At 69.5% G+C, this 9,485-nt stretch carries 8 protein-coding genes; 4 read left to right on the plus strand and 4 right to left on the minus strand.

The window, feature by feature from the left end:
- On the minus strand, positions 1-200 hold a 200-nt coding region (locus AX018_RS23700; protein ID WP_146749434.1), incomplete at its 3' end, for a transposase.
- A 91-nt stretch (positions 201-291) separates the two neighbouring features.
- Between AX018_RS23700 and AX018_RS23705 the strand changes: the two genes are divergently transcribed.
- The gene (locus AX018_RS23705; RefSeq protein ID WP_111882652.1) at positions 292-1,347 is read left to right on the plus strand and encodes a sensor domain-containing diguanylate cyclase; all 1,056 of its coding nucleotides are present in this window, start codon (positions 292-294) and stop codon (positions 1,345-1,347) included.
- Between the two features lie 2 nt (positions 1,348-1,349).
- On the opposite strand, the gene AX018_RS23710 is transcribed toward AX018_RS23705, so the two are convergent.
- Positions 1,350-2,333, minus strand: a complete 984-nt coding sequence (locus AX018_RS23710) for a Bug family tripartite tricarboxylate transporter substrate binding protein (RefSeq protein WP_111882664.1) — start codon at positions 2,331-2,333, stop codon at positions 1,350-1,352.
- A gap of 163 nt (positions 2,334-2,496) precedes the next feature.
- Here AX018_RS23710 and AX018_RS23715 point away from each other — a divergent pair, with 163 nt between their 5' ends.
- On the plus strand, positions 2,497-4,419 hold the full coding sequence (locus AX018_RS23715) for a B12-binding domain-containing radical SAM protein (RefSeq protein ID WP_211322521.1): 1,923 nt from the start codon (positions 2,497-2,499) through the stop codon (positions 4,417-4,419).
- A gap of 126 nt (positions 4,420-4,545) precedes the next feature.
- Here AX018_RS23715 and AX018_RS23720 read toward each other — a convergent pair whose 3' ends face one another.
- On the minus strand, positions 4,546-5,916 hold the full coding sequence (locus tag AX018_RS23720) for an AsmA family protein (RefSeq protein ID WP_211322522.1): 1,371 nt from the start codon (positions 5,914-5,916) through the stop codon (positions 4,546-4,548).
- 203 nt (positions 5,917-6,119) lie between these two features.
- Here AX018_RS23720 and AX018_RS23725 point away from each other — a divergent pair, with 203 nt between their 5' ends.
- The gene (locus AX018_RS23725) at positions 6,120-7,421 is read left to right on the plus strand and encodes a solute carrier family 23 protein (protein WP_111882658.1); all 1,302 of its coding nucleotides are present in this window, start codon (positions 6,120-6,122) and stop codon (positions 7,419-7,421) included.
- Between the two features lie 4 nt (positions 7,422-7,425).
- Here AX018_RS23725 and AX018_RS23730 read toward each other — a convergent pair whose 3' ends face one another.
- On the minus strand, positions 7,426-8,148 hold the full coding sequence (locus AX018_RS23730; RefSeq protein ID WP_111882661.1) for a TFIIB-type zinc ribbon-containing protein: 723 nt from the start codon (positions 8,146-8,148) through the stop codon (positions 7,426-7,428).
- A 1,024-nt stretch (positions 8,149-9,172) separates the two neighbouring features.
- Here AX018_RS23730 and AX018_RS23735 point away from each other — a divergent pair.
- A partial coding sequence (locus AX018_RS23735) for a transposase (RefSeq protein WP_245951598.1) occupies positions 9,173-9,485 on the plus strand: 313 nt, incomplete at its 3' end.

Genomic DNA, 9,485 nt, shown 5'->3' on the forward strand with positions numbered 1-9,485 from the left:
TAGACGTTGTGCCACTTGGGGAACTGCGGCGGCAGATAGCGCCACTGACAACCCGTGCGAAGCAGGTACAGCACTGCACAGAACACTTCGTACAGGTCCAGCTTGATCGGTTTGGTGCTGCGCCGAACGCTGCGCAGCAGCGGCTCGATCTCGGCAAACTTCTCTCTACTGATGTCGCTTGGGTATGGCTTTCTTTTCACCCCAGGATTGTCGGGGGAGATCGTAAACACGCTCTTAGAACGTGTTCACGATCTAAGGGCCGGGCGGCGGGTGCCGGATAATCGGCCGGGTATGACCCCACTCCTTGAGCAACTGTCCGAGTCGGTCTCCACGGCCCAGACCGTGGAAGGCCTCACGCGACCGCTGCTGGAGATGCTGGAGGCGGTGACGGGGCTGGAATCCACCTACCTCACCTCCGTCGACCAGGCACGCGGCGTGCAGCAGGTGCTGTATGCGCGCAACTCCAGCACCATGCAGATTCCCGAGGGCCTGTCCGTGCCCTGGAACGACACGCTGTGCAAGCGCGCGCTGGACGAAGGCCGCTCGTTCACCAACGACGTCCCCGCCTGCTGGGGAGACTCGCAGGCCGCGCGCGAGCTGGGCATCCGCACCTATGCCAGCACGCCCGTGCGCATGGGCAACGGGGAGCTGTACGGCACGCTGTGCGCCGCCAGCACGCATTCACGCCCCAGCACGCCCGAGGCCGAGCGCATCCTGTCGCTGTTCGCCTACCTGATCGGCCAGCAGGTCGAGCGCGAGCAGCTCATCCAGAAGCTGCTTGCCGCCAACGAGCGGCTGACCGTCTATGCCGCCACCGACCAGCTCACCGGGCTACCGAACCGCCGCGCGCTCATGGAGGCGCTCTCGCGCCTGCTGGCGCAGGGCCAGCGCCGGCACATGGGCGTGCTGATCGCCTTCATCGACCTGGACGGCTTCAAATCGATCAACGACACCCACGGCCACGAAGTGGGCGACCAGTTCCTCGCCGCCATCGCGCAGCGCCTGCAAGCGACGCTGCGTGCGGAAGACATGGCCGCGCGCCTGGGCGGGGACGAATTCGTCGTGATCAGCCTCAACGCGCACACCGACGAGGCCGCGAACAACGCGCAGGACACCCTCTACCAGCGCATCACCCAGGCCACGCAGGGGCGTTTCGACCTGCCGGGCACCTTGCTGGATTACCCGGGCGCCAGCGTGGGCGTCATCACCGTGCCGCCCGGCCAGCAGCGCACCGCCGAGGACGCCTTGCGCATCGCCGACCAGCACATGTACCAGGCCAAGCTCGCCCGGCGGCTGGCGCGCGAGGCCCTGGCGCAGGCCAGCGGCGAGCCCCCGGCCCGGCACTGACGTCAGTCCGCGGCCATGCGGGCGCGGGCGGCCACGGCGCGCATGAGCGGCAGTTCGCGCTCCAGCAGCCGGTCGGCCTCGGCCGCGGAGCCCACCACGGCCTCCACGCCCTGGTCGGCCAGGGCCTTGCGCACGCCGGGGTCGGCCATGGTTTCGGCCAGCGCCTTCTCCAGCTTCGCGTGCACCGCGGCGGGCAGGCCGCGCGGCGCGATCAGCGTGCCCCAGGATTCGAGCACCACGCCGGGAAAGCCGGCCTCGGCGAAGGTCGGCACCTGCGGCAGGCTGGCCAGCCGCCGCGGCGACGCCACGGCCAGCGCCTTCACCTTGCCCGCCTTGATCTGCGGCGCGGCGGTGACCACCGTGTCCATCGCCAGCGGCAACTGCCCGCCGATCAGGTCCGTCAGCATCGGCGCGCTGCCCTTGTAGGGCACGTGCAGCAATTGCACGCCCATCGCCAGCCAGGCCATCTCGGCCGTGAAGTGCGATGCGGTCCCGGCGCCGAACGACGCATACGGCAGCTGGCCCGGCGCCTTCTTCGCGGCGGCCTGCAACTGCACCAGCGTGCCGAAGGGCGCATCCCTGCCGGCCAGCAGCACCATGCCCGCGCGGCTCACCATGCCGATCTGCTCGAAGCTCTTCACGGAGTCGTAGGGCAGATCCCGCCGCACGGCCGGGTTGAGCGTGAGCATGGAGCCCGAGCCGATCAGCAGCGTGTAGCCGTCCGGCGCCGAGCGGGCCACGTAGCCGGCGGCCACCGCCGTACCGCCGCCGGGACGGTTGTCGATGATCACGGGCTGGCCGAGCTTCTCGCCCAGCCTGGGCGCGATGGCGCGGCCGATGGTGTCGCTGCTGCCGCCCGGCGGGAACGGCACCACCAGCGTGACGGGCCGCGAGGGATAGGCCGGCTGCGCGAGTGCGCCGGCGGCGCCCACCCAGGCCGCGGCCGCCAGGGCCGCCGCTTTCCAGGCCCAGGCCCGGCGTTGCATCGTCGTGGAAAACATATTCGCTTGAGAAAAAGACATGGGGCCGGATGGTAGGCAAGGCCACAGATGCGCCAGGCATATCGATAGATGCCGCGCCGCGGTGCCCCCGGCCCGGCACGGCCGGGCACCGGCCAGGATAATCGGGCGCAAACACCCCCACGCTCCCATGCCCGTTTCTGCCTGCCGCGTGCTGGCCGTCATCCCGCCGATGACGCAGCTGAACACGCCCTACCCGTCCACCGCCTACCTCACAGGCTTTCTGCGCTCGCGCGGCATCGCGGCGCACCAGGAAGACCTGGCGCTGGCCCTGGTGCTGCGGCTGCTCTCGCCCGAGGGGCTGAAGGAGGTGGCGGCGCGCGTGCAGGCCCTCCCCGAGGGCCGGCGCAGCCCCGCCGTGCAGTCCTTCGCCGCGCAGCAGGACCGGTATCTGGCCACCATCGGCCCGGCCATCGCCTTCCTGCAGGGGCGCGACAGCACGCTGGCGCACCGCATCGCGGGCCGCCACTTCCTGCCCGAGGGGCCGCGCTTCGCGTCGCTGGACGTGTACGTCGATGACGAGGGCGGCGACCCGCTGGGCTGGGCCTTCGGCGCCCTGGGCCTGCAGGACAAGGCCAAGCACCTCGCCACGCTCTACCTCAACGACCTGGCCGACGTGCTGCGCGATGCGGTGGACGAGCGCTTCGAGTTCGTGCGCTACGCCGAATCGCTGGCCGGCAGCCAGCCCACGTTCGATCCGCTGGCCGAAGCCCTGGCCGCGCCGCCCACGCTGGTGGACGACATGCTGCACGCGCTCACGCTGGAGGCCGTCGAGCGCCACCAGCCCACCGTGGTGCTGCTCTCGGTGCCCTTCCCGGGCTCCGTCTATGCGGCCTTCCGCATCGCGCAGGCCATCAAGGCGCGGCACCCGCACATCGCCACCGTGCTGGGCGGCGGCTTCGTGAACACCGAGTTGCGCGAGCTGGCCGAGCCGCGCGTGTTCGACTTCTTCGATTTCGTCACGCTGGACGCCGGCGAGCGCCCGCTGCTCGCGCTGCTGGAGCACCTGGAGGGCCGGCGCGGCCGCCAGCGGCTGGTGCGCACCTTCGTGCGCAATGGGGGGGACGGTGGCGACGGCGCCGTGCAGTACGTGAACATGATGGAGGCCGACGTCGCCTTCGCCGAGGTCGGCACGCCCACCTGGGACGGCCTGCCGCTGGACCGCTACCTCTCGCTGCTGGACATGCTCAACCCCATGCACCGGCTCTGGAGCGACGGGCGCTGGAACAAGCTCACCGTGGCGCACGGCTGCTACTGGAAGAAGTGCAGCTTCTGCGACGTGGGCCTCGACTACATCGGCCGCTACGAGGGCGCGAGCGCCCAGGTGCTGGCCGACCGCATCCAGGCCATCGTGGCCGAGACCGGGCAGACGGGCTTCCACTTCGTCGATGAAGCCGCGCCCCCGAAGGCGCTCAAGGCGCTGGCCACCGAACTCATCGAGCGCAACGCGGGCATCTCGTGGTGGGGCAACGTGCGCTTCGAGAAGACCTTCACGCCCGAGCTGGCCGAACTGCTGGCCGACTCGGGCTGCATCGCGATCTCGGGCGGGCTGGAGGTGGCCTCCGACCGGCTGCTGCAGCTCATGAAGAAGGGAGTCTCGGTGGACCAGGTGGCGCGCGTGACCCGCGCCTTCAGCGATGCCGGCATCCTCGTGCACGCCTACCTGATGTACGGCTTTCCGACGCAGACGGTGCAGGACACGGTGGACGCGCTCGAATACGTGCGCCAGCTCTTCGCCAACGGCTGCATCCAGAGCGGCTTCTTCCACCGCTTCGCCTGCACCGTGCACTCGCCCGTGGGGCAGAACCCCGCGGAATACGGCGTGACGCTCGCGCCGCTGCCGCCGGGGGATTTCGCGAAGAACGACGTGGCCTTCATCGACCCCACGGGCGTGGACCACGACGCGCTGGGCGGCGCGCTCAAGAAGGCGATCTACAACTTCATGCACGGCATCGGGCTGGAGGAGGACGTGCGCGCCTGGTTCCCGTTCAAGGTGCCCAAGACCACCGTGGGGCGGCACCGCATCGAGCGCGCGCTGTCGGCGCGGCACTGAGCGCGCGCCGGCCGCGGCGCTGCTTGCTACATTTTATATAGCAAACTATTCAATAAATCCGGCGACATGGAGGCGACTCGACCGCCAATCGCCCCTGGGAGGCGCTCCTGCGGCCGAAGGCGGGCCTCAGGGGGCCGCGCGGGGCTTGCGCGGCGGCGGGGCCTCGGCGGCATCGCCGCCGAAGATGCGCCGCACCGTCTCGCCGATGCGCGCGCCCAGCGCCGTGCCCACGCCCGGCGCGATGGCCGTGCCCACGGCGGCCCCCGCCAGCGCGGCGGGCGGCAAGGTCAGCGTGGGCTCGTCCACCGTGCCGCCGAACTCCAGCGGCACGCCCACCACGCCATCGACCAGATCCACGGCCACGTGGCCGCTCACGCGGCGGTTCTGCAGCACGGCGTCGCCCGTGGCCGTGAGCACGCCCGAGGTGGCCCGCAGGCCGCTGTAGCGCACGATGGTGCCGCCGGCCGCGTCGGCCTCGGTGCCCACTGCGCCCTCCAGGCGGTCCAGGGGCGTGGTGCCGCCCTTGTGCGTGCCGGCGCTGCGCACCGCGCGCTCCAGGTCGAAGGTGAGCAGCCGGGCGCGCACGACGGTGAAGCGGGTGTCCGTGCGCAGCGCCCGCACCGCGCCGGCCGGGTCCTCGCCCTCGGCGACGAATTCGGCATGGCCGCTGGCCAGGCCCGCGACGGCCGAGCTGCGGCCGAAGGCATCCAGCAGCGCGGCCACGTCCACGCCGCTGAAATCGATCGCCCCGGTGACGCGGTAGCGCCCCTGCGGCGTCTGCAGCCGCAGCGTGCCGGCCTCGGTGCGGCCGCCGGCGCTGACCTCGGCGCGCCAGCGGTCCGCGCCGCCCTCGCGCTCGATGCGCAGGCGGGTGAGCGGCGTCGCCCCTTCGCGCTCGATGTCGCCGCGGCGCGGCCGCCATTCGGCATCGAAATCCACGCTGCCGCCATAGGCCAGCTCGCGGCCGGTGCGGTCGATCCAGCGCACGCCCTGCCATTCGGCGCGCTCGACGGGAATGGCGGCGAGCGTGAACGGCCCGGCGGCCAGGGGCCCCTGCACCGCCCCGCGCGGCTCGAACAGCGACAGCGAGCGCTGGGGCAGGACCGCGTCCTCCAGGCGCAGCCGCGCCACCGCCAGGCGGCCGCGCAGCAGGTCGGACCAGCGCGCCTCGGCCACGATGCGCCCGGCGGTCACGGGCTCTTTCTGCCCGGTGCGCACGCCGTGCAGTTCCACGCGCGGCGCGGGCAGCGCCCGCCACTGCAGCCGCTCGACCGTGACCGGCACCCCCAGCCAGTCGGAGGCGCCGTCGCCCACGCGCTGCGCGAGTTCGGCGTCGGTGGGCAGCCACCACCACGCGGCGGCCCCCGCCAGCAGCGCGGCCGCGCCAAGCCCGCCCAGGGCCGCCAGCACCCCGCGCACGGCGCGGCGGCGCCGGGACGGGCCGGCGGCTGCGGCGCGCGGCGGCGCGGCGGGCGGGGAGGAGGCATCGGAGGACACGGTGCGCCCACCTTACCGCAGGCACCCGGGCGCGCGGGTCGGCCCATTCCTACGTGCCCTACGTGCCCTACGTGCCCTGCGTTCCTTGCGTGCCCCGCGCCCGCGCCTACACTCGCCACGCCCCCCACCCCGCCACCCACCGCCGCCGCGCATGCCCCCCAAGGGGGCGCCAGCCACGGCGGTCGTCCCAGGAGTTTTCCAACGTGCCTTCCCCCTCCCCTTCGTACTTTCCCCGCTGGCGCCTGACCGCGCCCGCCGAGGGCGCCGTGGTCGCGCCCGACGAGCGCCTGCCCTGGGGCCACACCGCCGCCATGGGCGTGCAGCACGTGATCGCCATGTTCGGCGCCACGGTGCTCGCGCCCATCCTCATGGGCTTCGACCCCAACGTGGCCATCCTCATGAGCGGGCTGGGCACGCTGATCTTCTTCCTCGTCACCGGCGGCCGCGTGCCGAGCTACCTGGGATCGAGCTTCGCCTTCATCGGCGTGGTGATCGCGGCCACGGGCTATGGCGGCCAGGGGCCCAACGCCCATATGGCCGTGGCGCTGGGCGGCATCATCGCCTGCGGCCTGCTCTACACGGCCATCGGCGCCATCGTGCAGGCCGTGGGCACGGGCTGGATCGAGCGCTTCATGCCGCCCGTGGTCACGGGCGCGGTGGTGGCGGTGATCGGCCTGAACCTCGCGCAGGTGCCCATCAAGAACATGGCGGCCAGCAATTTCGAGAGCTGGATGCAGGCCGCCACCTTCCTGTGCGTGGGGCTGGTTGCCGTGTTCACGCGCGGCATGCTGCAGCGCCTGCTGATCCTCGTGGGCCTGATCGCGGCGAGCGTGCTGTACGCGCTGCTCACCAACGGCCTGGGCTGGGGCAAGCCGCTGGACCTCTCCGGCGTGCTGGCCGCGCCCTGGCTGGGCCTGCCGCGCTTCGCCGCGCCCGTGTTCAGCGCGCCGGCCATGCTGCTGATCGCGCCCGTGGCCGTGATCCTGGTGGCCGAGAACCTGGGCCACGTGAAGGCCGTCACCGCCATGACGGGCCGCAACCTCGACCGCTACATGGGCCGCGCCTTCATCGGCGATGGCATCGCCACCATGGTGAGCGGCGCGGCCGGCGGCACGGGCGTGACCACCTATGCCGAGAACATCGGCGTGATGGCCGCCACCAGGATCTATTCGACCGCGGTGTTCCTCGTGGCCGGCCTGATCGCGCTGGTGCTGGGCTTTTCGCCGAAGTTCGGCGCGCTGATCCAGGCGATTCCGCTGCCGGTGATGGGCGGCGTCTCGATCGTGGTGTTCGGCCTCATCGCCGTGGCCGGCGCCAGGATCTGGGTGGACAACCGCGTGGACTTCGCCGACAACAAGAACCTCATCGTGGCGGCCGTCACGCTGATCATCGGCACGGGCGACTTCACGCTCAAGTTCGGCGACTTCGCGCTCGGCGGCATCGGCACCGCCACCTTCGGGGCGATCGGGCTCTACGCGCTGCTGAACCTGCGGCGCGGCCGCTGATCCGTCAGCGCCGCAGCAGCGACCAGACCAGCTCGACCCCCGCCGAGAGCAGGTCGAACCCCTCGGATTTGCCGGAAAACGACTCGCGCTGGCGCTCCCGGCGCTCGCGCTCACGGTCGCGCTCCAGCGCGATGAGCGCGTCGGCCAGGGCCTCGGGCCGCGCGGGTTCGGCGGCCGTGCGCGCGGCGCGGGCGTGCCGCTCCAGCGCCTTGTCCACCGCCTGCGGATCGAGCAGCGACAGCGCCGAGCGGCAGTACGGGCAGGCGTGGTCGTTGCGGATGTCCACCGCCCCGCCGCAGGCCGTGCAGGCGATGGTGCCCACGCGCTGGGCCAGCGCCTCGATCTCCAGCGGCGAGAGGTGCCGCACGAAGCCTTTTTCCACCATGAAGGCCCCGAAGGTGCTGAAGCGGCCGTGGCGCGCCGCGCAGCGGTAGGTGCGGTAGCGCCCGCCCTGGCCCAGATCGAACCCCGCCTCCAGCGCCTTCGCGCAGCGCGGACACTGCAGGCGCTGCGCGACCGGGCGGTGCGCATCGCCCCGGTGGCGGTACAGCAGCTCGAACAGCTCCAGCACCGCCGCGGGCGCGAGCCGCGTGTTCTCCTGCGGATCGAACCACAGGCCCTGGCAGGCGAAGCACAGGTCCAGCTCGACCGTGCCGCCGCCATGCGCCCGAAAGCGGTGGGACTCCGCAGGTTGCCGGCAGGAGGGACAGATCGGCGTGATGGACATGGTGGCGTGGATCGTACCGTCTGTTACCGCCGCCCCCATCGGCAGCCCGGGTGCCGCCGGCCGGTGGCGAAGGCCGGTGCGAAAACCACTCAGAAACCCACCGGTTCATCTTTTGAGCCCGCCCTGAGAAACTCGCGAGTTGGATCAACAGCTTGCGATTTTCTCCAGGCGGACTATTCAGGGCGGACCAGTGACTGGACACTGCGGGCTACCAGCGCTTTTGCATGCTGCAGGATGCGATGAACATGCCCGACCGCAACACCATCTGCCAGGCGTCGTTCCTAGAGCGGGCCGTGGATGCGTTCTCTGGCTCGTGGTTTTGTACGTGCCCAGCTTCCGCCCCTATCTCTCCACAGCGGAACAAGCGTGGGCGACCGTTTGTTCAATAAAACCGTTCCAGATCAACGCACCCAAGTTGTATTTAATTTCAAAATTGTCAACGGTGCTTTCAGCGATTCCTTCCATGGTATTTCTGCCGGCCCAGTGGGCTTACATCGAGCGGCAAAATCTGCAATCACCCTTGCGCATGAAATAAAATTAAAATATTTGACAACAGAAAAACAAGAGGCAGTATGGAATCGTTTGCAATCTTCTAACGCAAACGCTTCACAAGGAGTCATAAATGGATGCAGAGCCAATTGGAAAGCGATTTTTGAATTCCAGCACGCCTGGAGTTGTATCAGTTTTTCTTCCTGCCTCGAATACGAGCGGTGCTGTAGTGCGTACGGGATATATCAACCCCGTCACTGGAACTGTAAATCTCGTTGCTGGAACGGTTGCACCCACTGGAATAGGAGATGTAAGTCAACCAATCATCTTCTCTGGCAATGGAAATTCAACCGCCGGGTCAAATAGCGAAGTTGTAATGCCGTACCCACTGTATATTCCGGCGGGAATAGGACTTTGGGTCGCAACTTCAGGGCCAGGAGCTATTGCCTTGACATGGGACTTACTGTCCTAATGTTGACCGAGGAATTGATACTCTTCTAAGAGCGTGTTTACGATCTCCCCCGACAATCCTGGGGTGAAAAGAAAGCCATACCCAAGCGACATCAGTAGAGAGAAGTTTGCCGAGATCGAGCCGCTGCTGCGCAGCGTTCGGCGCAGCACCAAACCGATCAAGCTGGATCTGTACGAAGTGTTCTGTGCAGTGCTGTACCTGCTTCGCACGGGTTGTCAGTGGCGCTATCTGCCGCCGCAGTTCCCCAAGTGGCACAACGTCTATGCGTACTGGCGCAAGTGGAGCGAGCCTGACCAGCACGGAGTGAGCGTGCTGGAGCAGGCTTTAAAAAAATCAGGTTGGCGCGGCCCGCGAGAGACAGGGGCGCAACGCCTGC

The sequence above is a fragment of the Paracidovorax anthurii genome (assembly GCF_003269065.1).
GTDB lineage: Bacteria > Pseudomonadota > Gammaproteobacteria > Burkholderiales > Burkholderiaceae_C > Paracidovorax > Paracidovorax anthurii.